The following is a 1,894-nucleotide window of genomic DNA, read 5'->3' on the forward strand; positions in this document are numbered from 1 at the left end:
GTGTCATTGCGACGGTCCTGGGTGTAGTTGGGTTTGTCGGCGCCGCGGTGGTGAAGTTCGGTATTCGCCTCACCCGCACACCAAATGGTAGGTCTCCTGACTTGCACAGTTGGGGACGAGTTTCGGGTTTCGACTGGCGTTTATGCTGGTGACCGTGCCGTCAGTTCCTGATTCGGGACACTAAATGGGTCCGTAGAATAGGTACATGAGCCTGCGACTAAGGAAAGTCCCGACCGCGTCCGGGGCAACCGCGGTCCAGATCGTGACGAAACGCCACGGCAAACTCACCGTCATCGAACACCTCGGCTCCGCCCACACCCCAGCCCAACTCGCAGCACTTGAAGAAGCCGGCCGCGAGAAAATCAACGAGTCCACCGGGCAGCTGGCACTCGACCTCGACACCGGCAGCAACGTCTCGACAACATCGCGTCGGCGGGTAAAGGGATCGACATCACGTCTGCTCATCGACACGATCCACACCGCCTACAACCGACTCGGATTCGATGTCGTCGATGACAATGCGTTCTTCCAGCTCGTCCTCGCCAGACTTGTCGAACCTACATCGAAATCCGACAGCATCCGCGTCCTGAACGAGCTCGGTGCTGAAACGAAACACCGCAACACGTTCTCTGCCTGCCTCAAACGCGTCATCGATGACGACTACCGATCCATGATTGCCGGCAAATGTTTCGACTACTCAGTCGCCACGACAGGGATCTCATTGATTCTCTACGATGTCACCACCCTGTACTTCGAAGCAGAGAAGGAAGACAGCCTGCGTAAGGTCGGGTATTCGAAAGAACGCCGCGTCGACCCACAGATTGTTGTTGGCCTCCTCGTCGATCGGACCGGGTTTCCGTTAGAGATCGGGTGCTTCGAAGGCAACAAAGCAGAGACGTTCACGATGATCCCGATCGTCAAGGGTTTCCAAGACCGCCACGGGGTCAGCGATATGGTCATCGTTGCTGATGCCGGAATGCTCTCAACCGCGAACCTCACAGAACTCGATGATGCCGGGCTGCGGTTCATCGTGGGTTCGCGGCAGACGAAGGCACCGAATGATCTGGCGACGTTCTTCACCTGGAACGGGACAAACACTGATGATGGGCAGCTCGTCGATACGCTGACGCCAAGGACCACAGTCGGGTTGGATAAGAACCGGACGCTGACTCGTGCTGAGCCCGTGTGGTCACCGGTTAAGCATCCGAAGGCGTGGCGGGCAGTGTGGCAATACCGACGCAAACGCGCCGTGCGGGACAGAGAGACACTGAATCTACAACGGAATCGGGCGATGCGGATCATCGACGGGGAATCGAAACCGAAGGCCGCACGGTTCGTGAAAATCAAGGGATCGCAGAAGGTCTTCGACGAGTCCAGCTACGACAAAGCGGTGGGCCTGGCCGGGTGGAAAGGCTACGTCACCAACATCGAAAGAAGAGTCATGACCGCCCGCGAGGTTGTCGGTTCCTATCATGATCTATGGCATGTCGAGCAGTCTTTTCGGATGTCGAAGACAGCTCTCCGGGCCCGCCCGATCTTCCATCGCACGCGAGACGCGATCGAGGCGCACCTGACGGTGGTGTTCACTGCTTTGGCGGTCGCGCGGTTCATGCAGGAAGCGACAGGGTTGTCGTTGAAGAAGATCATTACCACGTTGCGGCCGTTGCGTGAGTTCGTGGGCGAGATCGATGGGCACGAACTCGTGTTCCCACCGGATGTCCCTCCGCAAGCCGCAGAGCTCGTCAGCAATGTCGAAAACTCTGGGCCTGGGGCGGGACACTAAAACTGTGCAAGTCAGGTCACATGTGCCGCTGTGGTCGGTATCGCTATCTCGGGGTTCATCGCTCTCGTTGATGGTACAACTCTGCAAATCAGTCCTGCGCAGGATGCATTG

The 1,894-nt window shown here is 57.8% G+C and carries 1 protein-coding gene; it reads left to right on the top strand.

The annotated features are described in order from the left end of the window. Window positions 1–205: 205 nt before the first annotated feature. Complete coding sequence (locus MPN20_RS17045; protein WP_242784051.1) at window positions 206–1,783, top strand: IS1634 family transposase; 1,578 nt, start codon at window positions 206–208, stop codon at window positions 1,781–1,783. The last annotated feature ends 111 nt before the right edge of the window (window positions 1,784–1,894 follow it).

The sequence above is a fragment of the Brevibacterium sp. ZH18 genome (assembly GCF_022748595.1).
Classification (GTDB): domain Bacteria; phylum Actinomycetota; class Actinomycetes; order Actinomycetales; family Brevibacteriaceae; genus Brevibacterium.

What these genes read in the sequence shown, in the direction of transcription:
- MPN20_RS17045 (WP_242784051.1), top strand. Translation starts at nt 206, where the DNA reads ATGAGCCTGCGACTAAGGAAAGTCCCGACCGCGTCCGGGGCAACCGCG.